At 36.4% G+C, this 23,272-nt stretch carries 22 protein-coding genes; 15 read left to right on the forward strand and 7 right to left on the reverse strand.

Features of this window, described 5'->3' with window-relative positions:
* The first annotated feature begins 9 nt into the window (after positions 1-9).
* The 11 genes from ACFSRZ_RS04340 (at position 10) to ACFSRZ_RS04390 (ending at position 8,264) form a co-directional block, all read left to right on the forward strand.
* Entirely contained in the window at positions 10-726 is a 717-nt protein-coding gene (locus ACFSRZ_RS04340) for a hypothetical protein (protein WP_379665293.1), read from the forward strand.
* Entirely contained in the window at positions 723-986 is a 264-nt protein-coding gene (locus tag ACFSRZ_RS04345; RefSeq protein ID WP_379665294.1) for a DUF2024 family protein, read from the forward strand. The genes ACFSRZ_RS04340 and ACFSRZ_RS04345 overlap by 4 nt, the downstream gene beginning before the upstream one ends.
* Before the next feature lie 56 nt (positions 987-1,042).
* Positions 1,043-1,648 carry a MarR family winged helix-turn-helix transcriptional regulator gene (locus tag ACFSRZ_RS04350; protein ID WP_379665295.1) on the forward strand — a complete coding sequence of 202 codons (606 nt, stop codon included), beginning with the start codon at positions 1,043-1,045 and terminating at the stop codon, positions 1,646-1,648.
* Positions 1,649-1,743: 95 nt separating this feature from the next.
* Positions 1,744-2,106: a cupin domain-containing protein gene (locus ACFSRZ_RS04355; RefSeq protein ID WP_379665296.1), complete on the forward strand. Its 363-nt coding sequence runs from the start codon at positions 1,744-1,746 to the stop codon at positions 2,104-2,106.
* Positions 2,107-2,225: 119 nt separating this feature from the next.
* Positions 2,226-2,594, forward strand: a complete 369-nt coding sequence (locus tag ACFSRZ_RS04360; RefSeq protein WP_379665297.1) for a four helix bundle protein — start codon at positions 2,226-2,228, stop codon at positions 2,592-2,594.
* A 121-nt stretch (positions 2,595-2,715) separates the two neighbouring features.
* The gene (gene rsmI / locus ACFSRZ_RS04365; RefSeq protein WP_379665298.1) at positions 2,716-3,387 is read left to right on the forward strand and encodes a 16S rRNA (cytidine(1402)-2'-O)-methyltransferase; all 672 of its coding nucleotides are present in this window, start codon (positions 2,716-2,718) and stop codon (positions 3,385-3,387) included.
* Between the two features lie 46 nt (positions 3,388-3,433).
* Positions 3,434-3,880: a YybH family protein gene (locus ACFSRZ_RS04370; protein ID WP_379665299.1), complete on the forward strand. Its 447-nt coding sequence runs from the start codon at positions 3,434-3,436 to the stop codon at positions 3,878-3,880.
* A 63-nt stretch (positions 3,881-3,943) separates the two neighbouring features.
* The gene (locus ACFSRZ_RS04375; RefSeq protein ID WP_379665300.1) at positions 3,944-4,810 is read left to right on the forward strand and encodes a YihY/virulence factor BrkB family protein; all 867 of its coding nucleotides are present in this window, start codon (positions 3,944-3,946) and stop codon (positions 4,808-4,810) included.
* Positions 4,811-4,867: 57 nt separating this feature from the next.
* Entirely contained in the window at positions 4,868-5,770 is a 903-nt protein-coding gene (locus ACFSRZ_RS04380; protein ID WP_379665301.1) for a hypothetical protein, read from the forward strand.
* A 120-nt stretch (positions 5,771-5,890) separates the two neighbouring features.
* Positions 5,891-6,460, forward strand: a complete 570-nt coding sequence (locus ACFSRZ_RS04385; RefSeq protein ID WP_379665302.1) for a uracil-DNA glycosylase family protein — start codon at positions 5,891-5,893, stop codon at positions 6,458-6,460.
* An 82-nt stretch (positions 6,461-6,542) separates the two neighbouring features.
* Positions 6,543-8,264: a M28 family peptidase gene (locus ACFSRZ_RS04390; RefSeq protein ID WP_379665303.1), complete on the forward strand. Its 1,722-nt coding sequence runs from the start codon at positions 6,543-6,545 to the stop codon at positions 8,262-8,264.
* A 93-nt stretch (positions 8,265-8,357) separates the two neighbouring features.
* Here ACFSRZ_RS04390 and ACFSRZ_RS04395 read toward each other — a convergent pair whose 3' ends face one another.
* Both ACFSRZ_RS04395 and ACFSRZ_RS04400 read right to left on the reverse strand, forming a co-directional pair.
* Positions 8,358-9,905 carry a M20/M25/M40 family metallo-hydrolase gene (locus tag ACFSRZ_RS04395; protein ID WP_379665304.1) on the reverse strand — a complete coding sequence of 516 codons (1,548 nt, stop codon included), beginning with the start codon at positions 9,903-9,905 and terminating at the stop codon, positions 8,358-8,360.
* Between the two features lie 25 nt (positions 9,906-9,930).
* A complete protein-coding gene (locus ACFSRZ_RS04400) occupies positions 9,931-10,521 on the reverse strand; it encodes a carboxymuconolactone decarboxylase family protein (RefSeq protein ID WP_379665305.1) in 591 nt (196 codons plus the stop codon).
* A gap of 84 nt (positions 10,522-10,605) precedes the next feature.
* Between ACFSRZ_RS04400 and ACFSRZ_RS04405 the strand changes: the two genes are divergently transcribed.
* Both ACFSRZ_RS04405 and recJ read left to right on the forward strand, forming a co-directional pair.
* On the forward strand, positions 10,606-11,028 hold the full coding sequence (locus tag ACFSRZ_RS04405) for an OsmC family protein (protein WP_379665306.1): 423 nt from the start codon (positions 10,606-10,608) through the stop codon (positions 11,026-11,028).
* 8 nt (positions 11,029-11,036) lie between these two features.
* Positions 11,037-12,731: a single-stranded-DNA-specific exonuclease RecJ gene (recJ, locus tag ACFSRZ_RS04410; RefSeq protein WP_379665307.1), complete on the forward strand. Its 1,695-nt coding sequence runs from the start codon at positions 11,037-11,039 to the stop codon at positions 12,729-12,731.
* A gap of 29 nt (positions 12,732-12,760) precedes the next feature.
* Here recJ and ACFSRZ_RS04415 read toward each other — a convergent pair whose 3' ends face one another.
* Positions 12,761-13,813: an endonuclease/exonuclease/phosphatase family protein gene (locus ACFSRZ_RS04415; protein ID WP_449301477.1), complete on the reverse strand. Its 1,053-nt coding sequence runs from the start codon at positions 13,811-13,813 to the stop codon at positions 12,761-12,763.
* 147 nt (positions 13,814-13,960) lie between these two features.
* Between ACFSRZ_RS04415 and ACFSRZ_RS04420 the strand changes: the two genes are divergently transcribed.
* Both ACFSRZ_RS04420 and ACFSRZ_RS04425 read left to right on the forward strand, forming a co-directional pair.
* The gene (locus ACFSRZ_RS04420) at positions 13,961-16,846 is read left to right on the forward strand and encodes a carboxypeptidase-like regulatory domain-containing protein (RefSeq protein WP_379665309.1); all 2,886 of its coding nucleotides are present in this window, start codon (positions 13,961-13,963) and stop codon (positions 16,844-16,846) included.
* A 21-nt stretch (positions 16,847-16,867) separates the two neighbouring features.
* Positions 16,868-18,301 carry a DUF5689 domain-containing protein gene (locus tag ACFSRZ_RS04425; RefSeq protein ID WP_379665310.1) on the forward strand — a complete coding sequence of 478 codons (1,434 nt, stop codon included), beginning with the start codon at positions 16,868-16,870 and terminating at the stop codon, positions 18,299-18,301.
* Positions 18,302-18,546: 245 nt separating this feature from the next.
* Here ACFSRZ_RS04425 and ACFSRZ_RS04430 read toward each other — a convergent pair whose 3' ends face one another.
* From ACFSRZ_RS04430 to kbl, 4 genes are all read right to left on the reverse strand, one after another.
* Positions 18,547-18,840, reverse strand: coding sequence for a F0F1 ATP synthase subunit epsilon (locus ACFSRZ_RS04430; RefSeq protein ID WP_379665311.1), 294 nt, complete (start codon positions 18,838-18,840; stop codon positions 18,547-18,549).
* Positions 18,841-18,858: 18 nt separating this feature from the next.
* Positions 18,859-20,370, reverse strand: coding sequence for a F0F1 ATP synthase subunit beta (gene atpD / locus ACFSRZ_RS04435; protein WP_379665312.1), 1,512 nt, complete (start codon positions 20,368-20,370; stop codon positions 18,859-18,861).
* Between the two features lie 178 nt (positions 20,371-20,548).
* Positions 20,549-21,922: an OmpA family protein gene (locus ACFSRZ_RS04440; protein WP_379665313.1), complete on the reverse strand. Its 1,374-nt coding sequence runs from the start codon at positions 21,920-21,922 to the stop codon at positions 20,549-20,551.
* A gap of 113 nt (positions 21,923-22,035) precedes the next feature.
* Positions 22,036-23,229 (reverse strand): glycine C-acetyltransferase, encoded by a 1,194-nt coding sequence (gene kbl / locus ACFSRZ_RS04445; protein WP_379665314.1) that lies wholly within the window; start codon positions 23,227-23,229, stop codon positions 22,036-22,038.
* Positions 23,230-23,272: the final 43 nt, after the last annotated feature.

Below are 23,272 nucleotides of genomic sequence, written 5' to 3' on the forward strand. Positions count from 1 at the left end.
TTATTTATTATGAAATCAATACAATTTTTATTAGTACTAAGTTTCTTTACACTTTCTATAAGCGCTCAAAGGAACTATGACGGCAATGATTTTCGTATAACAAATGCGGAAGTTATATATCAAAAAGATCTTGATATTATGGTATGGTCTATTTCTGTAAAAGGTAAAGCAGGGAATACAGTTCCTGTTAAAAACGGAGCACTGGACGGTGCTCCAGTGTTGGGATATGTTTTTCCAACAACTCTAAAATCTACCGATGTTGGATTTGGTAAAACAGAAGGAATCGTGGCTTTGGCACTTACTTCTCATCCTGATTTTGACGATACTCCTTTGTGGGATGAAAACAATGATAAGAACTATGCCAATGATGGTGTTGTGTGGCATCCGCATTGGGTTGTTTTGACAGAAGACAAACGAGTAAAGGGTGGATTGTCTGTCAAACAATTTAAAAAAGCAGATAAAACTGTAGTGCTACCTCCTACCAATCCGGGTATGCCTATGTATATGGATTCTCCGGGATATCCGGTTTTGACCCAAAAGAATACAATCAAAGTGATTGTTCCCGGGTATCGTATCAATCATCAAACGGATTTTAGATATGATGGAGTTACAGCTTTTATGAAAGTGAATACTTCTAATGAGAACCTTCCATTGTTAGGTGTATATGAAGTATATGCTGTATCTAGTGGAAATCTTAGTTTACCTTATAAAGTGAAGAAACAATGAAAATTTCTGTTTGGGACACTTATGTAAAACGAACTGATGGCAAAACTATGCATTTTGACATCCTTGTTCCCAGCACCATCAAAAATGAGCATGCAGTTTACAATTATGGTCAGGAGTATTTAAAGAAAAAACCTTTTGAAACGGATTCTTTAACTTCTAAAGAGTGTCGATTCTGCCATATAGAAGAGGCACCTGAGGATATTGAGAGAAAGATCCTTGAGCAGGGCTATTATATTCTAGAAATGGAAAATTGTTTCTAATTTAATTAGGATTGCTAACTTTGTCCGTCAGCTATAGTTGACGGACACTTTTATCTATGAATGATCCTATTTTTCATCAAGACGACCAAAATACTGAGCTTAGCAGCAAGATTGTTGTAGGTTTACAGCGAATTTCTGAAGCGTTCAAAGTATTATTATGGGAAAAAGCAAAAGAGTTTGGTTTGAGTCCTATTCAGATTCAGATTCTCATTTTTGTTTCTTACCACAAGCAAGAGTTTTGTAATGTGAGTTATTTGGCAAAGGAATTTAACATTACCAAACCTACGGTAAGTGATGCTGTGAAGGTTCTTGAAAAAAAAGGGATGATCCAAAAGGATTATTCTTCTCCGGATAGTCGTAGTTATTCTATCTTTTTATCGGAAAAAGGAAAAAACATCGTTAGCAAGACAGAAACTTTTGTTAACCCAATTAAAAAACAGTTGGACTCTATTGGGCAAAGTAAACTTGAAAATATATTTACAATATTGAGTTCTTTGATCTATCAATTAAATCGCCAAGGTATCTTGTCGGTACAACGTACTTGCTATGCTTGTAAATTTTACGAGAAACATCAAACCCAAGATTACTGCAATTTACTTCAGAAAGAGCTTCTTGGTCAAGACATCCGTTTGGATTGTCCTGAATTTGAAAGTGCTTCTTAGTGTTGATTTTTACAAATTGACCAATCTTGTTTAAGATTCTCTTTATCACTAAATGACACCAAAACATCAGAGGAAACTTTTGTAAATTTGATGCTATGAACAATGTAATTAATATTCAAGAAAAATTTGATCTTTTCTCAGATCAATGGTCACCAAAAAGAATCGGGCAGTTAAACGGGCAACAAATTTTATTGGCTAAAATTCAAGGTGAATTTGTATTTCATAAACACGACAATGAAGATGAAATGTTTATGGTGATGAAAGGTCAGTTAGTTTTGGAATTACGCGACAGAACTGTAACTGTTAATCCGGGAGAGTTTTTTGTAGTTCCTAAAGGTGTTGAACACAAACCTATTGCCAAAGAGGAAACTCATTTGTTATTGTTTGAACCTTTAAGCACCAAACACACAGGTGATGTTATGGCTGATATTACCGTTGAAACTTACGAAGAAATTTAACAGTCTTCAATTAACAGTGATTCGATAATCAATGATCAATATATCTGTAGATGTATTGGTATTTCTTGTTTTAGATTGAGTAATAAACCTCTTTTTGTAGATTGCAGAAAAGTTGCATTATGAAATTAAAAAACAATCCTTTACAGAATAAGTCGTATGACTTTGCCCTAACTATTATTAAGTTAAGTAAGAGTTTGATGAAAGAAAAGAAAGAGTTTATTTTATCAAAACAATTATTGAGAAGTGGTACTTCTATAGGCGCTAATATTGTTGAAGCAAACGGCGCGATATCTACTGCTGATTTTTCAGCGAAAATGTCTATTTCATATAAAGAAAGTCTTGAAACTAAATATTGGTTATCATTATTAAAAGACAGTGGTTACCTACTAGAAAAAGAATTTTCATCCCTCTATGAAAAGGCAGATGAAATTTCTAAAATTTTATTTTCTATACTCAAAACAACAAGAATCAATAAAAATAAAAAGTAGCCATTCATTATTGGGTGAACTACTCATTAGATAATTGTTAGTTATAAATTATCATCGTACATTGCCCTCTGTATTTATATCAATTTGATAAGTGCATAATTGAACACTGATAATTGTTAACATGAGTAAACTCTACCTGGTACCCACACCCATTGGAAATTTAGAAGACATGACCTTTAGAGCTATTAAAGTTTTAAAGGAAGTTGACACCATTTTAGCGGAAGACACTCGTACCAGTGGAAAACTCTTAAAACATTTTGAGATCAACACTCCCATGATGTCACATCATATGCACAACGAGCATAAAACTGTTGATGCTTTGGTGCAACGATTGCAATCGGGCGAAACTTTTGCACTGATCTCTGATGCCGGTACTCCTGCAATTTCTGATCCGGGGTTTTTACTCACACGAGCCTGTGTTCAAAACAATATTGAAGTTGAATGTTTACCGGGTGCTACGGCTTTTGTTCCGGCATTGGTAAATTCTGGTTTTCCTAATGATAAATTTGTGTTTGAAGGTTTTTTACCTGTAAAGAAAGGTAGACAAACTCGTTTGAAGATCTTAGCTGAAGAAACGCGCACCATGATCTTTTATGAGAGTCCGCATAAACTTTTAAAAACACTTGCTCACTTTGTTGAGTATTTTGGTGATGATCGTGGAGTTTCTGTTTCTCGTGAGTTATCCAAGATGTTTGAAGAGACAAAACGCGGAACAGCCCAAGAGGTTTTAGACTACTACACACAGAAACCTGCCAAAGGTGAAATAGTAATTGTGGTAGAAGGGAAAAAATAAACTATTATTTACTACCTTCAACATTCTAAACATCAATCTCTTACTCATGAAAAAGACAATTACCCTACTAACTATTTGTCTGTTATTTGTATTTGGTTGCAACTCGGCTCCGAGTTCTGAAGAAATTGAACAATGGAAAGCTGAAATTGCTGCAACTGAAAAAGCTTTTAGCGATCTAGCTCAAAAAGATGGTTTGGCCAAAGCCTTTGAAACTTATGCAGCTCCGGATGGAGTTATCAGTCGAAGACGAAAGATCATCCAAGGAAAATCTGCAATTGGGCAATGGTATAAAGACAACCCAAGACCGGATCGTACCTTAACTTGGAAACCTGATTTTGTAGATGTAAGTCTTTCCGGAGATCTAGGGTATACTTATGGTACAGCGATTTTTACCACCATAGATTCTACAGGTACCAAAACCGTTCGCGAAGCCAAATTTCATACTGTATGGAAACGTCAAGATGATGGTAGTTGGAGATTTGTATGGGACTAAAAAGATCTGTTCTTTTGCAAGCCTTATTATGAAAAAGCGACTTTATTACTATTAGATTTTACCATGTTTCGATTTTTAGGTACTGTTTTTAATCATTTTTTTAGCAACAATACTTTTCAAAAAGGAGCCTCTTTGGCTTACTATGCTGTGTTTTCTTTGTTGCCCATGATCATCATTTTGGTTTCACTTTTGGGTATTGTGTTTGGTAAACAAGCAGTATCGGGAGAGATCTATACTCAATTAAAAGATACTTTAGGATCAGATGCAGCTTTGCAGATTCAGGATATCATTAAAAATCAACATATACATCATAACAATGTGTTAACCACTACTATTGGTTTTGTTACTTTGATCTTTAGTGCTTCCGGAATGTTCTCTCAAATTCACAATTCGTTTAATAGTATGTGGAATATCAAGGCGAAACCCAAAAACAGTGTGATTCGTTATTTAAAGAAGCATTTGTTTTCTTTTTTCTTGTTGATCTCTTTATTCTTGATCATTTTGGTTAGCGCAACACTAAACAGTTTTTTGATCAAATATGAAGCCGGTTTGCATCCAGATTACCAATTCTTAGCGTTCTATGAACATCTGGTTTCGTTTTTAGTAATTTCTCTGGTGTTCTTTATCATGTTTCGTTTTATGAGCGATGCCAAAATCTATTGGAAAGCTGCTTTATGGGGCGGACTTGTAACAGGGCTACTTTTTACGTTTGGTAAAATCTTAATTGGATTCTATGTTGGAAAGAGTCATTTGAGTTCAACCTTTGGCTCTGCTAGTGTTTTAGCCGTAATTATGCTGTGGGTGTATTATACTTCTCAGATCATTTTTCTAGGAACTTCATTTATCAAAATTCTTAGTGAAAAACTGGGACATCCTATTCAGCCCAAAACAGATGCTGTATTGATTGAGAATCGAGAGGTTTCAAAATAATTTTATCAACTATTCTTTTTTGGTTACTTTCGATTGCTAAAAATCGCTAACTATTCTATGAGATCAATCAATAGTATTTTAAATCTTTTAGTAAAGAAAAAACCTTTACTATACCTTGTGTTTGTTTTTGCTATATCATCATGTGAAGATGTTTCTTCTAAACCGATTCCCGGACTTGCAACTAAAGAAGGAGGGCTAATCTGTAAGGATATTTATTTATCCAACGATGATGGAAAAATCAACACCAATAGTTTTATTTATGGTGATCAGATCGCTATTAATTTCAACAATATCAAAGGTTTTAAAAAAGAGAATGGGAATACTTTTCCCGGACTACGTCTTTTGATACTTGATAAGAAAAAAGATACGATTATGTTTAATCCTGATTTGTATTCTGACAATACAAATGGTTTTGACCTTTCTCCTTTGTTGCTTTTTAGTAAGGTAATGGTAGCCAACCCTATTCACTCAGACAATAGTTACAAGGCTTATGTTCATGTATGGGACAAAAAAGGGAAAGGAACTCTAGACACATCTTTAGAGTTTAAGGTGATTCCTGATCCTAAAATTGCAACTCAAACAAATGGAGTTTCTTTTGATGAAATTTATTTGTACTCACAAAAGAAAGGTTCTAGCATTATTAATAATCTAGTTCCTACAAATGAAGATATTTATCTTGTAATTCAAGGCCTACAAGGATTTGTAAAAGAAAATGGGAAATCTTCTGTTGGAGTTCGTATTGAAGTTACAGATGCTGATGGCAATATTATTCTTAAAGAGGAGGATCTTACAAAAGACGCTCCTTTAGATGCCTCCGAGTTAGAAGAAATTATAGCTCCTAGTTTCATCATTACCAAAGGTAAAGTACAAAACCCTATAGTGTTTTCAGTTCGAATTTGGGACAAGAAGAGTGACCATGAGATCAAAGCCAATGTTAAATTGAATGTAGAGAATAATTAGTAGTAATAAGTCTTTTATCTTTAAGGTTCTCAATGTCATTTCGACCAAAGGGAGAAATCTCATTGTTTTATAAATTTCTCTCCTTTGCTATACAGGGCTTGAAATGACAAAAAACAACTCATGCAACAACTTCTAACCAACATTAAAAACTGTACGATCTGCGAACCTCACTTGGCATTAGGTGCCAATCCTGTAGTTCGTGCCAGCAAACATTCACGTGCCGTAATCATCGGCCAAGCTCCCGGAACCAAAGTACACGCATCCGGTATTCCTTGGGACGATGCCAGTGGGCGACAGTTACGCAAATGGATGAATGTTACTGATGAGCAGTTTTACAACGAAGATATTTTTGCCATCATTCCTATGGGGTTTTGCTATCCCGGTAAAGGTTCTAGTGGCGATCTTCCTCCCAGAAAAGAATGTGCTCCGCAATGGCACAAACCGCTATTTGATCTGATGCCAAATATAGAGTTGATTATTCTAATCGGAATGTATGCTCAAAGTTATTATTTGGGAGATAAAGCCAAACGCACACTTACTGAAACAGTAGACAACTACCCTGAGTATTTACCTGAATATTTTGTCTTGCCTCATCCTTCACCTCGCAATCGGTTTTGGTTGACTAAAAACCCTTGGTTTGAAAAAAATGTAGTTCCTGAGTTACAAAAACGCGTAAAAGGATTATTGTAGTCTCTTTACTCTTTTCTACCTTCTTCCTACTCTTTTCTTTTTATCGAGAAAATCGTACTATTACAGTCTAAAACAAAGACTCATGCTCAAAAAAATGCTAGTCGTTGCAATTGCAACTACCCTATTGTCTTCGTGTAGCGGAGAAACATCTTTAAAACCTTCAGAATATTCTACCGAAGTCAATCAACGCTTTACCGGAAATCTTGCTTATGAAACCACAGATTTTGTGGAAGACTATTGGCGTATTGTTGGGAATACCGGATTCAATAAAAGTATCGACCTCATCGCAGAGCATTTGAAAAAAGCCGGATATGTATTGGAAGAAAATGCCACAGAGAATGATCTTTTAACGTATCGAATAGAAAAGCGACCGTTAAAAAGACCTACTTGGGAACCTGTTGATGCTAAAGTACTTCTGAACAACAAAAAAGAGCCTTTGTTAGAGTTTGCAACCAACAGAAATATGATCGCTATAAACTCTTATAGCACACCTACAAAGGGAGTGACTGCGGAAGTAGTTTATGTTAAAGATCTGAAAAAGCTAAAAGAGATGAAGCTAAAAGGAAAGATCGTCTTTGTAGAGAGAAGTCCGTATAGCGTTTTTAAAACTGCCATTCAAGAAGGTGGTGCCGTGGGAATTTTTTCATATAGCAACCCAAAATACTTACAACCTGAAAAGAACACAACTTCCATTCAGTTTCGTGGAATCCCGTTAGATACTGTAAAAAAACCTTGGACCATTGCATTGTCTTATGCTGCCAAAGAGCGCTTAAAAAAAGCCTTTGAAAAAGGAAAAGTAATGGCTACTGTGAATGTAGAAACTAAAATTTACCCTTCTGAAGAACTGACAATTGTTGCCGATGTAAAAGGATCCGAACTTCCAAAAGAGCGTTTGGTGTTTAGTGCTCACGTACAAGAACCGGGTGCTAATGACAATGCTTCCGGTGTAGGTGTTGCTTTGGAAATGGCTACCATTACGGCTCAGTTAATCCAAGAGAAAAAATTAAACCTCAAACGTAGCCTCACTTTTTTATGGGGTGATGAAATTGTTTCTACCAACAGATATGTAAAAGAAGATAGCATTCGTGCAAAAGATATCAAATGGGGAATCAGTTTAGATATGGTTGGTGAAGACACAAAAAAAACAGGTGGTGTTTTCTTGATTGAAAAAATGCCAGACCCAAGTGCTATTTGGACTCGTGGAAACGATAAACACACTGAATGGGGAGGCAGAAAAATGAAGCTGAAAGAAATGAAGCCTCACTATTTAAATGATTTTCTTATCGGCAAATTTGAAGCACAAGGAAAACTTGCCAACTGGAAAGTGAGTACCAATCCTTTTGAAGGAGGTAGTGATCACGTTCCTTTCTTACGATCTGATATTCCGAGTGTGTTGTTTTGGCATTTTACAGATCAGTTTTACCACACAGATAATGATCGTATCGATAAGGTTTCTAAAAGTACTTTAAAGAATGTTGGAACTGCTGCTCTTGTTTCGGCTTATACTCTAGTAAATTCTGATCAGGGAACTGCATATAACATCATTAAGCAAATCGAATCAGCAGCTGTTAACCGTCTGGAAGAAGAATTAAAGCAAGGTAAAATAGCTCTGCAAAAAGGAGATTCATTAAAAACTCAACTGGCTATTGTAGATGCTTGGGAAGACTGGTACAAAAAAGCTGTTGCCACTACTTTTGACATGGTACAAGATTCTACTAGTATCAAATCTGCGGTTACAGAAAGTCAAGATCGCATTAGCAGTAAAGCAGTTCACATTTCGAAAGAATTACAGGATAAAGAGTAATCCAGTAATTTATATGAATAAAAAACCTCGCAAAAGCGAGGTTTTTTTGGCACTAAACAAAGCTGAAGTGCCTTTATCATCTTATAATGCATATTAGTTCATTCCGCCCACTCTTCTTGGTGAACGTGGCTTTGGCCACTCGCGTTGCTTTCCTGTTCTTGAGTTTACAGGTAATACAATACGTTCTCTAGAAGTCGTTTTCGGATCTTCACTTGCCATGTAGGTTAAAATAGCTGTTAAGATCACATTGTTTCTTACATCATCAAACACAATCTTGTCGTAGGTATCTCGGTTTGTGTGCCAAGTATAATTCCAGTAAGCCCAACTTAAAGAACTCAAACTAAATGCCGGTGCGCCTGCAGCTACAAAAGAAGCATAATCAGATCCTCCGCCTCCCGGTGATCCCGGAAATGTAGTTTCAATATGCTTTGTAATATCTCTAGGTACTGCTGCTAACCATCTTCCTAAATAGTCATAAGCGTGCAAGAATCCTTGCCCAGATAAACGTACCACTCTTCCGGTTCCGTTATCTTGATTGAACAAAGCTTGTACTCCTTTTACAATCTCTGGATGATCTTCTACAAAAGCTCTAGATCCATTTAATCCTTGCTCTTCACTTCCCCAAAGTCCAACAATAATTGTACGTTTTGGGTTTGGGTAATACTTCTTTAAAATTCGGGCAGCTTCCATCATTATCATACTACCGGTTCCATTATCTGTAGCCCCGGTTGCTCCATCCCAAGAATCAAAATGCGCAGATAAGATCACATACTCATCCGGTTTTTCTGTTCCTTTGATCTCAGCAATTGTATTGAATGTAGGTACCTTTCCTAATTCTTTGGATTTGGCTACTACTTTGATCTGAGGTTTGTCTCCGTATTCTACCAAACGATATAAAAGTCCGTAGTCTTCTAATTCTAAATCTACAGTCGGAATCTTTTTGGTACGTGCACTAAAGATCTTGTTCACTCCAAAACCACGAGACCACCTTGACTGAACAATTCCCACAGCTCCGGCATCTTCCAATGCTTTTATAATACTCCTTCCGTTGTATCCTGTGTTTGTCATATTCTCTCGCCAAGCTCTGGTTTGAGCTGCACGTTCTTTTTTCATTTTTTCAAATGATTCTTCCGTGGCAAACTCTTCCCAGTTGTAGTCAGGTCTTCCTGTGGGTTGATTCATAGACACCATCACAAATTTTCCTTTAACAGAAGGCAACCATTTTTCAAATTCTGCCTTATTGCTTACCGTGGGTAACACCACTAATTCTGCAGTGACTCCTTTGTCTGAAGTACTTGGATTCCATGCCAGTTGAGTTCCGCGTAGCGATTGAATACGAGGGTATACCATATCTATATGTGTGATACCACGTTCCCATCCGCGCCATTCTCCCCACTTCTCATTTTTCGCCGAAATTCCCCAAGATTTAAATTTCTTTACAGCCCAATCATGAGCATTTTTCATTTGAGGAGTCCCAACCAAACGTGGGCCGATAACATCCAACATTTCATGTCCTAGTCTTTCTAGCTGCGAATTGTCATTCGCCTCTTTGATCATATTTTCTATGACCTGATTTTTTGTTTGGGCTGTGAGTGTTAAACCCGACAAAACAAACAAAAAGAGTATGTAGATTTTTTTCATGGTGAAAAGATTGATTATTTGCTAGCTATATGTGCTTCCCTTTTTCCCAACCGTGCTTTCCAAGGTATTGCTCTCCAGATTCTACAGCTCCGTCTTCAATAGAAGTTCCCATAGAGTCGTTCCATCGGTTCAAGTATCCAAACAAAGAGATGACTCCTAACATTTCTACGATCTCTCCTTCATTCCAATGCTCGTATAAGCGCTTTTTGATTTCTTCATCAACTTGATTAGGAACCAAACTCGCCGCTAATGAAAAGTCCAATGCTGCTCTTTCTGCTTCAGAAAACGCCGGATGTGTTCTGTATTCCCAAATATTGTCTAATTGCTCTTGCTCTGCTCCATAACGTTCTGCTGCTCTGATAGCATGTGCTTGGCAATAACGACAACCGGTTGAATTACTGGAAACCCATGCAATCATTCTCTTTAAAGCAGAAGTTACTCTTCCTTCATTTGCCATTACTGCTTTGTTTAAATTGATAAACGCTTTTGAAATGGCAGGCCTACGTTGCATGGTTAAAACTGAGTTAGGGCAAAATCCAAGAGTCTCATTAAAAAACTCTGCTAACTCTTTGGTTTCTAAATCGTGGTCAGGTAATAAGGGTGTTACTAATGGCATAATTATATTTATAATAAGTTTTACGTTAATTTTGTGGTTAGCTAAGATACATTTTATCGACAACACTATTTTAAAAAAATACTTATGGCAACAAATACAGTAACTACCGTTTGGAAAGAAAATATGCATTTTGAATCTGATAACCCTAGTGGAATTACATTTTCCATTGACGCTCCTCAGGATGGAAGCGATGGTGTTGGGCTTCGCCCTAAAGCTATGATGCTATCTTCTTTGGCAGGTTGTTCCGGTTTGGATGTAGTTTCTTTGCTTAAAAAAATGCGAGCTGAAGTGGATGATTTTAAAATGATCGTTCATGGTGAATTGACCGATGAGCATCCTAAATATTATCACAAAGTAGTTGTAGAATATCATTTTTATGGATCTGACCTAAAAGAAGACAAGATCAATAAAGCTGTAGATCTATCTATTGAAAAGTATTGTGGTGTGATGGAAATGTTCCGTCGATTTGCAGATGTAACAACAGAAGTGTATCTTCATGAGCAATAAGAATTGCTATGCGTTGGACCTTAACATCAGATCCAAATCCTGAGATTGTAGATCTACTTTCAAAAGAACTTTCTATAGACAAAGTACTGTCGAAACTTCTGGTACAAAGAGGTATTCACTCTTTTGAAGAAGCCAAAAAATTCTTCAGGCCTTCTTTAGAAGAACTTCACGATCCTTTTTTGATGAAGGACATGGATTTAGCTGTAGACCGAATTATGAAGGCTATTGCGAATGACGAACAGATCTTGATCTATGGTGATTATGATGTGGATGGTACAACCTCTGTTTCTTTGCTTTACTCGTACCTGAAAAACTTTACTTCCAAGATCGCCACATATATTCCGGATCGTTATGAAGAAGGGTATGGTGTTTCCTATCAAGGAATTGATTTTGCTAAAGACAACGATTTTTCATTGATCGTTGCCTTGGATTGTGGGATCAAGGCTATTGATAAAGTTGCCTATGCTAAAGAACAAGGCATCGATTTTATTATTTGCGATCATCACAAACCCGGAAATGAGATTCCAAAAGCTGTTGCCGTTCTTAATCCTAAGCGAGAAGATTGCAATTACCCTTATGACGAATTATGTGGATGTGGTGTTGGGTTTAAATTAGTTCAAGCCCTCGCTTCAAAAAACGAGCAAACTCTTCTTGATTTGATTCCTTATTTGGATTTAGTAGCAACTGCTATTGCAGCAGACATTGTTCCTATCACCGGAGAGAATAGAATTTTAGCATATCATGGTTTACAGGTTATTAACGATAATCCTAGAAACGGAATTAAAGCTATTATTCATCAACTGAATAAAAAAGAGCTCACCATAACAGATGTAGTTTTTATTATTGCTCCTCGCATCAATGCTGCGGGACGTATCAAACATGGAAATGCAGCTGTTGAATTATTGACTGAGCCTGATTTTGATGCGGCTGTTGAATTTGCTGAAGCTATCAATGAATACAACACAAACCGAAAAGAGTTGGATGCCCAGATTACCAAAGAAGCGCTTCAACAAATTATAGATCTTAATGAAGAAGAACGAAAAACAACAGTAGTTTATAATGAAAGTTGGCACAAGGGAGTAATCGGTATTGTAGCATCTCGCCTTACGGAAACTTACTACAGACCTACATTGGTTTTTACCAAAAGTGGCGATAAACTTGCTGCTTCGGCACGTTCGGTAAAAGGGTTTGATGTGTATGATGCGCTTCAACAATGTTCTGAGTTCATTGAGCAATTTGGAGGTCATAAATATGCTGCAGGATTGACTTTGCTTCCTGAAAATTATGAGAGTTTTAAACAACGTTTTGAAGAAGTTGTTTCTAAATCTATTGATCCGGAATTGTTGATTCCGGAGATTCGAATTGATGCCGAATTAGATCTAACAGACATCACGCCTAAATTCTTTCGAATTTTACAACAGATGGCTCCGTTTGGTCCACAGAATATGAAGCCCATCTTTAAAACTTCATCAGTCAGAGATAATGGCTATGGCAGATGTGTTGGCTCCGACATGAGTCATTTAAAACTGAATATCATTTATGGTGCAGATAGAAAAACCTACAACGCTATAGGCTTCGGAATGGGGAAAAAACTCAGTTTGGTTGAAAACGATTTTGATATTGCTTACGCATTGGATAAGAACGAATGGAACGGGGTTACTTCTATTCAACTATTACTTAAAGACATAAAAAAAGCCCTCTAAATTAGAGAGCTTTATATCGTTTAACTTTTTTATTGTTCTTTTATCAAGTAGAGATATACCGGGTAGTGATCACTATACCCTCCGGTATAAGTTCCGAAAGAAAAACTTCTAAAAGGATACCCTTTATATCTTCCTTTACTATTTGTTAAGAATCCTTTGTTAAAGATGGCAGATTTGAACATCTTATAACTAGAGAAATCTTTTTTCCCTTTGTCTAACAAAGGTGATGTAAATAAGATTTGATCGAACAAGTTGATATTATCTCTATACCCTAATGTGTTGTATCCTTTTTTAAACATACTCTCATATGGGTTGTAAATATCTCCTTGTTGTACTTCTTTCTTCTTTCCTTTGGCCTGTAGCACCTTTTTTAAACTAGTATTGATAGGGTCATCGTTAAAATCTCCCATGATCAAGATCTTAGGATTATCTTCCTTCTCCTTTAACATCTCTACAATCTTCTTGTTTTGGTAGGCTGCCTTTTCTCTTAAGGGTCTACTCCTAGCTTCTCCTCCACTTCTAGATGGCCAGTGATTTACAATAACATGAATTAGTTCATCATCTAAATATCCTGAAACTAACAATTGGTCTCTCGTATACACCTTTCTTCCTTTATCATTATAAATATTCGGGTTAAAAGATTCGTGATGTACAGGCTTGAAATAACGTTGCTGATATAATAATGCAACATCAATTCCCCTTTTGTCTGGAGATTCATAATGAATAATCCCGTAACGCTTAGATTTTAATTTCTTCGAGTTTACGAGGTCTTCCAGTACTTTCCTGTTTTCAACTTCAGAAACTCCAATAATAGCAGGACTGGTATTTGTTTTGTCTTTACCTATTTGCGAGATTACAGTAGCCAATTTATCAATCTTATCCCAGTAAACTCTAGATCTATCTCCCTTCATTTCCATGATAGGGCTGGCTTCATCGTTCTTTGTCACGTCGTTAATCGTGTCAAATAAGTTCTCTAAATTATAGAACGCAACAGTTCTAATCTTGTATTTTTTTCCTTTTTTCCCTTGAGCGTTAGCGAAGGAAACTGCACATAAAAGCAGGCACAATGCGACTCTTTTCATCATTTCATTTCAAATTGGACCACAAACATAAAAAACAATTGAATAGTATACATTGAAATATTGCAACTTTAACGTTGATTTGTATTAATTTTTGGTAATTTTGCTCAGTTTTACTTACATTAAATACTTAAATCAATTACACATTCAATGAAAAAAATCATCGCAACTTTATGGCTCTCTTTGTGCCTATGTTTTAGCGTTTTTGCTCAAAACAGTATCAAAGGGGTTGTTGTGGATAGTGACAACGAAAACCCTATGGTGGGAGTCACTGTCAACATTAAGAATACGACAACGAGTATTCTTACCAACGAAAAAGGAGCTTTCATCATTGAGAATCTATCTAACGGTAGTTATATCGTTGAGATAGTATTCAAAGGGTATGAAACTCAAAATTTTCCAGTTGAATTATCAGGAAAACCTGTAGACTTAGGAACGATCTATTTGTATAAAGATCTTACTGAGGAGCAAGACATCAGTATTGTAAACATTACTGATGATGAATTGAACTCTGATGATGGGTTTACAGATAATATCGCTGGACTTTTACAATCATCTCGTGATGTTTTCTTAAGCGCTGCAGCATTTGACTTTAGTGCTACCTTCTTTAGACCTCGTGGACTTGACAATGCTAACGGGAAGGTTTTGATCAACGGATTGGAGATGAACAAATTATTAAACGGAAGACCTCAATGGGCTAATTGGGGAGGATTAAATGATCTTCAGAGAAACCAAGCCTTCACAAGAGGAGTAAGTCCTAACGAGAATACTTTTGGAGACATTGCCGGAGTTAATCATATTACTATGAGAGCTTCTGCTTACGGAGAAGGAGCAAGAGTTTCTTTTGCTTCTGCTAACAGAAGTTACCAAGGTAGAGTTATGGCTAGTTATAGCTCTGGACCTAGAGATAATGGATGGTCTTATGCTATTTTAGCTTCTAGAAGATTTGGAGATCAAGGATACATTGATGCTACTTTGTATGATTCGAACTCTTTCTTTGCTGCTGTTGAAAAGCAATTAGGTGAAGATCACAGCTTGAACTTCAACTTTATTTATGCTCAAAACAGAAGAGGACGTTCTACTGCTCTTACTAATGAGATTCACAGCTTAAAAGGAAGACAATACAATCCTTTCTGGGGAGAGATTAACGGAGAACAAAAAAATGCTAGAGAGCGTAGAATTGTTGAACCTATCTTTATGTTAAATCACTATTGGGATATTTCAGAGAAAACTACTTTGAATACCAATATTGCTTACCAAACAGGATTTACAGGAAACACCAGAATTGATAATGGTGGTACAAGAAGAGTAACTTTTAATGGTCAAGACATCTATTTAGGAGGTGCTAGAAACCCTTCTCCAGATTATTACCAAAACTTACCAAGTTACCACTTGCGTTTTGATGACCTTACCTCTTTTAACTACCAACAAGCATACATAGCACAGCAAGAGTTTGTAAATAACGGACAACTGAATTGGGAAGATCTGTTTGGAGCAAACCAAAGACAAGCTGCTTTAGGATACAATGCAATCTACGTTATACAAGAAGATCGTGTAGATGATGATCAATTATCTTTTAATTCGATCTTATTCTCAGAATTGACCGACAATATTAAATTAAATGCTTCTGTAGGATACAGAAAATTAAATAGTGAAACATACGCACGTATCAAAGACCTTTTAGATGGTACCGGATACTTAGATGTAGATTTCTTTGCTGAAGAGGTACAAACATCTCAAAATGGTCAAATCTTAGATAACGTTGCTCAAAGTGATGTGAGAAATCCTAATAGAATTGTAGGATCAGGTGAGCGTTATAAGTACAACTATGAAATGGAAGCATCTGTTTTAGAATCTTTCGCTCAAGCTCAATTTAATTATTCTAAAGTTGATTTTTACTTAGGAGCTAGTGCAAGCCAAACTAATTATCAAAGAAATGGTTTGTATGAAAACGGATACTTCCAAGGAAATCTTTCTTATGGAGAAAGTGAAAAACTTTCTTTTAGCAACTTTGGTGTAAAAGGAGGATTGACTTATAAAATAACAGGACAACACTTATTAGACTTTAACACTGCGTATTTAACTAAGGCTCCAACGATCAGAAACTCGTTTGAGAACGCAAGACAAAATAACATTACAGTAAGAGGTTTAGAAAGTGAAAAGATCCATACAATTGATGCTAGTTATATCTTAAGAACTCCAATAGTTAGAGCGAGACTTACTGGATATCATACAACATTTACTGACGGAACAGACATTAACTTCTTCTTTACTGAAAGTGGTTCTACTTTCACACAAGAGGTTGTTACCAATATTGAAAGAAGAAACTTTGGTGGTGAATTAGGAATTGAAGCTCAAGTTACTCCTACAATTAAGTTAAAAGGAGTTGCTTCTATGGGGCAGTTTACATACAATAACAATCCTAATGTTTATTACGCAAGTGATGACTTTCAACCAAACATGGCACAGAACGGAGAAAGACGTAGAACTTTTGGTGATGGTACTACTAAGCTAAAAGATTTACATGTAGCCGGAGGTCCTGAGAGAGCATTCCAAATTGGTTTTGAATACCGCGATCCGGATTACTGGTGGTTTGGAGCAACTGCTAACCACTTCTCTAGAGCTTTCGTAGATCCTAGTGCTTTAAAAAGATCTGGAGCTTTTGCTGTTGATTTCGATTTAGTTCCTGATGCATTATTAACTCAGGGAGGAAACATCAGCGGATATACATTTAATGATTTTGACGAAACTGTTGCTAGAGGACTTTTACAACAAGAACAGTTTGACAGTTATATGTTAGTAAATCTAACAGGAGGTAAATCTTGGAAAGTTGGTGATTACTTCATCGGATTCTTTGCTACAATCAACAACGTATTTAACCAAGAATACAGAACAGGTGGATTTGAGCAATCTAGAAGAATTGGATACAGAGATCAAATCGCTGAACAAAACCAAGAAGGAGGACCATTATTCGGAAACAGATATTTCTTTGGAAATGGAACAACCTACTTCGTAAACGTATACTTAAGATTTTAAAAAAATATCAATAAAAAAAAGATGAGAACATTTAAAAAATTTCAATTATTCATTCTTTTCATTGGATTGACTACGTTCAATGCCTGTGTAGAAAAAGATGATTTTAACACGCCTATTTCGACGGATGTAGCATTTACTCCTGGGGCGAATGATATCGTGATGGATATCAATGCTGTGATTGGAGAATTTACACAACAAGGAGGTATTTTTACTTTCGAGCCTTTACCAAATGGTAATAGCAGATATATGACTGGTTATGTAATTTCTAGTGATGAAGGAGGAAACTTCTTTGAAGAGATTGTATTACAAAATGCACCTTCGAATCCTACTGCAGGAATTGTTGTACAAATTGATGTAAATCCTTTGTATACATTATATGAGTTTGGTAGAAAAGTATATATCAAATTAGATGGATTAACAGTAGCTGAAGATAACGGAGTACTTCAAATTGGAGTTAGAAGTGGAAATGAGATCGATAAGATTCCTGCTCCATTAAGAAACGAGCACATTATTAGAGATAGTGAAGTAGCTACTATCACTCCATTAGAATTGAGTGTTTCTGATTTCTCAAATGACAAAGAGAACTTATTTATCCGTTTAACAGATGTACAATTTAACAGAGATGAAGTTTTAGGTACTAGACCATTAACATTTGCTGGAGAGCCAACTGATCAGTTTGATGGAGAGAGAACATTAGAAACTTGTCCTGGAAATACTGCTATCGTTTTAAGTACAAGTACTTTCTCTGACTTTAAATCGCTTCCATTACCAGCTAACAGAGGTAGTATCGACGGTATTTTAACAAGAGACTTCTTTGATAGCTTCTATACCTTAGTAATTAACTCTCCTGAAGATATCAACTTTACAAATGACGAGAGATGTGATCCTACTATTTTAAATTGTGGTATTGCTACAACTGAAGGAAGTAATGTTTTATTTGATGATGATTTTGAAACTCAAGTTCCTTTCCAATTGGTAAGTGGTAACGGATGGACTAACTATATCCAAGAAGGTACTGAAGGATTTGAGGCATATACTGCTGGTGGTACAAATGCTTCTTTAGGTGTTTCTGTAAGAGTTGGAGCTTTTGGTTCTGGAGACGCTAGTACAATCTCTTGGTTGATTACTCCTGCTATAGATTTAGATGCAAACCCTGGAGCTACTTTATCATTCCAATCATCTAACAGTTTCTCTGATAGTAGTGAATTAGAATTATTATTCTCTAACGACTGGGATGGAAACCCTGCTAATATTGCAACTGCTACTTGGGGATTAGTTCCTGCAGCGTACATTGTTCAGGATTCTGATTTCTTCGGAACTTGGTTTGATTCTGGAATTGTAGACCTTTCTTGTGGATCTGGAACAGTACACTTTGCTTTCAGATATACCGGAAACGATGCTGACAACAACTTCAACGGTACTTACGAAATTGACAACATCAAAATACGTAACTAAGAAGAACGTATGTTATTCATAACAAAACCCAGCCATTTGGCTGGGTTTTTTATTTACACACTACGCTCTGCTATTTAAAGTCATTTTAACCCACTTAAATTGATCAAATCAAAATGAATCTAGAGTGGTTCTCTTCACATAAAAAAAGCTCTACAACTCCTTATATTTGCTTCTTACTTCAATACAGAACAAAAAGAAAGCCCTAACCAAATTGGTTAGGGCTTTTTTCTTTATTGAGAATTACTTTAGTCTACTAAAATAATTGCTTTGTTATCTTTAAATTCAATCGTTCCGGATTGGATAGCGATTGTTAAGATCTTATCGTCATCAGCATGCTTTACAAGCTTTCCATGCAAATCATCAAGCTCTAAATGTTCTTGAGTGTGTACATGAATCTTAACAGTTCCTTCTTTTAAAGTAGAAACTATAGGTGCGTGATTATTTAACATCTGAAATTCTCCATTAGTTCCAGGAACTGCAATAGAATCTACTTCTGATGAAAATAAGATAGCTTCGGGTGATACAACTTCTAAATGCATAAAATAATCTTTTTAAGATTAAGCTTCAGCTAACATTTTCTCCCCTGCTTCAATAGCATCTTCGATTTTTCCTTTCAAGTTGAAAGCAGCTTCAGGTAAGTGATCTAATTCACCATCCATGATCATATTGAATCCTTTGATAGTGTCTTTGATATCTACTAATACTCCTGGGATTCCAGTAAACTGCTCTGCTACGTGGAAAGGTTGAGATAAGAAACGCTGAACACGTCTTGCTCTAGATACAGCTAATTTATCTTCTTCAGATAATTCTTCCATACCTAAGATTGCAATAATATCTTGTAATTCTTTATAACGTTGTAATAACTCTTTTACTCTTTGTGCACAGTTGTAGTGATCGTCTCCTAAGATTTCTGGAGTTAAGATTCTTGAAGTAGAATCTAATGGATCTACCGCAGGATAGATTCCAAGCTCAGCAATCTTACGCGACAATACTGTAGTAGCATCTAAGTGAGCAAAGGTTGTTGCAGGTGCAGGGTCAGTTAAGTCATCCGCAGGTACATATACCGCCTGTACAGATGTAATAGATCCTTTCTTAGTAGAAGTAATACGCTCTTGCATTGCTCCCATCTCAGTTGCCAATGTTGGTTGGTAACCTACCGCAGAAGGCATACGTCCAAGAAGTGCAGATACCTCAGATCCTGCTTGTGTAAAACGGAAGATGTTGTCTACGAAGAAAAGAACGTCTTTTCCTTGAGCATCTCCAGCTCCATCACGGAAGTACTCAGCGATAGTTAAACCAGACAAAGCAACTCTAGCACGTGCTCCTGGTGGCTCATTCATCTGTCCGAATACGAAAGTAGCTTTAGAATCTTTCATTCCATCTTTGTCTACTTTAGAAAGATCCCATCCTCCATCTTCCATAGAGTGCATGAAGTCTTCTCCGTATTTGATAATTCCAGATTCTAACATCTCTCTTAAAAGGTCATTTCCTTCACGAGTTCTTTCTCCTACTCCAGCAAATACTGAAAGTCCACCGTGACCTTTTGCAATGTTGTTAATCAATTCCTGAATCAATACTGTTTTTCCTACTCCAGCTCCTCCAAATAATCCAATCTTACCTCCTTTTGCATAAGGCTCGATTAAGTCGATTACTTTAATTCCTGTGAAAAGAACTTCAGTAGAAGTAGATAATTCTTCGAATTTAGGTGCCGCTCTGTGAATTGGTAATCCATTATCACCTTCTTTAGGTAAATCACCAAGACCATCAATTGCATCACCAGTTACGTTGAATAATCTTCCGTAGATATCTCCTCCAATTGGCATTTGAATTGGATTTCCAGTAGCAATTACTTCTTGACCTCTCTGTAATCCATCAGTTGCATCCATAGAGATCGTACGAACTGTATCTTCTCCAACATGTTGTTGAACCTCTAAAACAAGAGTAGAACCGTCAGGTCTCTTAATTTCTAACGAATCGTAAATCTTTGGAAGCTCTGTTGCCTCAGTGTTAAATTCCACGTCAATTACTGGACCGATAATCTGAGAAACTTTTCCTGTTATTGTAGACATTATTTTAACTTTAAAATTGAAATGTTATGTGAGGAAATAAATCCCTCTTATTTTGGCTGCAAAGGTAATTTATTTCCCTGAAAATGAAAAGCTTTTTGAATTATATTATTCAGAAAAAAAGAGACAAAAAAAAAGCCTCATCAAATGATGAGGCTTCTTGTATATTTTGAAGTAAAAATTACTCGTTAGTAACTTTAATTTCTACTCTTCTGTTGTTAGCTCTACCAGCTCTAGTATCGTTAGTATCGATTGGGTTCTTAGATCCAAATCCTTTAGAATCTAATCTAGAAGCATCGATTCCATTCTTTACTAAGTAATCTTTAACAGCTGCTGCTCTTTTAGCAGATAACTTATCGTTGATTTTATCGCTACCTGTGCTATCAGTGTGTCCTTCTACTACGAAAGTAGCTTTAGGAAATTCTTTCATGATAGTTACGATTCCGTCTAACTTTTCAGAAACTCCTTTTTTGAAAGTAGCTCTTCCTGAGTTAAATAAGATAGTCTTAGCGAATTCACCGATTTTCTTCTCAGCTACTTCAGAAATTACTGGCTCTGGACATCCGTTGTTAGAAGCAGGTCCAGCTTCGTTCTTACAGTTGTCATCTTTGTCTAATACTCCGTCTCCGTCAGTATCTGGCCATGGGCATCCTCCGTTAGCTGCAGGTCCTGCAACAGTAGCACACTTGTCATCTTTATCAACAACACCGTCTCCGTCAGTATCAGGACATCCGTTGTTTGCTTTAGTTCCTTTGTCGTTTGGACACATATCATCTTTGTCAGCGATACCGTCTCCATCAGAATCAGGACATCCGTTTAATGCAGCTAAACCAGCAACATTAGGACAAGCATCGTCTCCATCTTTGATACCGTCTCCGTCAGAATCAGGACATCCGTTAAATTCTTTTAACCCGGCAACGTCTGGACAAGCATCATCCTTGTCGTATACTCCGTCACCGTCAGTGTCCTTTCCCCCGAAACGGAAAACTACACCTAAAGATTGTTGGAAATGATCTGGCACTTTATCAGCGAACTCTTTCTTAACAGTTGCTTGATAGTTAATACCAATATTTTCATCTAACCAGAAGTTGAATCCATAACCAATATTAAGAGTTCCCTCTCTTTGGTCTTCAGCTTGAAAATCAAGGTATGTGTAACCTCCTCCTAATAATACATAAGGATCAAACCAAGATGTGTCTCCAACTAAGTTGTTCAAGTCATACTTTACATTTACATCAAATGCATAATATCTTGCGTTATTAGTATCATTTTGTTCTTTGAAGTTTTGAATCTCGTTCAAAGACATAGCTCCTTGTAAAGTGAAACCTTTGTCTAAGTATTTTTCTGCTGTAATTCTAGAGATGCTGCTTAAGAAGTTCCAATCTGAGCTTCCTAAGAAATCTTTAGCGATATTTTCTAAACCTTTGTCTCCTCTAAAATCAACAACATTAACACCTAAACTGAACGCCCAAGGGTTATTGGAATCTTGAGCATTTGCACTGCTAACTGCTACTAACGTAAATAAAGCTATCACAGCTAATTTTAATTGTTTCATTATAATAAATTTAAATTAAAAGTTCTTTATATACTGGCAAAAGTAACTTGTTCATTACTAATTACAAAGACAAATCTACAAAATCTTCCAAGAAAAGCAAGTTTTTCACTGGTTTATATAACTTTGAGTTCCTTACCAATTTTGGTAAATGCAGCTATTGCTTTGTCCAAATGTTCCTTGTTATGAGCAGCAGATAATTGTACTCGTATTCTTGCTTTTTCTCTAGGAACTACCGGAAAGAAGAAACCTATTACATAAATACCTTCTTCTAAAAGCTTGTTTGCCATTACCTGCGAAAGCTTGGCATCATACAGCATTACTGGCACTATAGCCGCATCTGCCCCTACTAAATCAAAACCGGCTTTTTCCATTTCTGTTCTGAAATAATTGGTATTCCATTCCAGTTTATCTCGTAGGCTTGTATCGTTAGAAAGCAAATCGAAAACTTTAAGAGAAGCCCCAACAATAGCAGGCGCTAACGAGTTAGAGAACAAATATGGTCTGGATCTTTGTCTAAGAATATCTATAATTTCTTTTCTCCCTGTGGTATATCCTCCCATAGCACCTCCTAATGCTTTCCCAAGAGTTCCTGTAACAATATCTACTCTTCCTAAGACATTCTTTAGTTCTAATGTTCCTCTTCCTGTTGCTCCAATAAACCCGGCAGCATGGCATTCATCTACCATAACCAAAGCATCGTATTTTTCTGCTAAGTCGCAAATCTCATCAAGCTTTGCCACAATTCCGTCCATAGAAAAGACACCGTCGGTTACAATGATCTTAAAACGGTGGTTTTGTTTTGACGCTTCAATCAACTGCTCCTCTAAAGCCTGCATATCATTGTTCTCATAACGATATCTAGCTGCTTTACACAAACGAACACCGTCAATAATAGATGCATGGTTTAAGCTATCAGAAATAATTGCGTCATCTTTTGTAAGCAAAGGCTCAAAAACTCCTCCGTTTGCATCAAAAGCAGCTGCATACAAAATAGTATCTTCAGTATGGTAAAACTCTGCAATCTTAGCCTCCAGTTCTTTATGAATATCTTGAGTTCCGCAAATAAATCGTACAGAAGACATTCCAAAACCATGTGTATCTAAGGTATCTTTTGCCGCCTGAATAACTTCCGGGTTGTTTGACAATCCTAAATAGTTATTTGCACAAAAGTTAATTACTTCTTCTCCTGTTGAAATTTTAATAACTGCATCTTGTGAAGATGTAATAATGCGTTCTGATTTGTACAATCCGGCATCTTTTATTTCTTGAATCTCCTTTTGTAAGTGATCTTTTATTGCTCCGTACATAACTCTACTGATATTATTTTGATTTGTTTTGAGGTTGTAAAAA

It is taken from the genome of Pseudotenacibaculum haliotis (assembly GCF_042684245.1).
Classification (GTDB): Bacteria; Bacteroidota; Bacteroidia; order Flavobacteriales; family Flavobacteriaceae; genus Polaribacter; species Polaribacter haliotis_A.